This is a genomic window from Psychrobacter sp. TB20-MNA-CIBAN-0197, from assembly GCF_040309765.1.
GTDB classification, from domain to species: Bacteria; Pseudomonadota; Gammaproteobacteria; order Pseudomonadales; family Moraxellaceae; genus Psychrobacter; species Psychrobacter submarinus.
Window position 1 is genome coordinate 1 of sequence record NZ_JBEOPC010000510.1, and the last position, 275, is coordinate 275.

Annotated in this window: 1 pseudogene; it reads right to left on the reverse strand. The window is 37.1% G+C overall.

The features are described from left to right. A pseudogene (locus AAEY83_RS14720) lies at positions 1-275 on the reverse strand (hypothetical protein); the annotation flags it as partial.

A 275-nucleotide genomic window follows, 5' to 3' on the forward strand; every position in this document is an offset into this window, starting at 1 on the left:
GGATTAGAAAGAGTAGGAATATAAGAGAAGTTTTTATGCTTCTCACTCAGTGACTTCAATTCATTATGGTATAGCAAGTCATCTTCAGTTCGCGCACCATAGATAAGAGTCAAACCACTTTTATCTTTATGCTTTTTCAACTGTTCAAAAATAATAGACCTCAGTGGTGCAAGTCCTGAACCCGCACCAATAAACACGCGACTAACTTTTTTATTTGAAGTGGCATAAAAATCAGAAAAAGGGCCTTTTGCAGTTATCGTTTCACCTACTTGGAG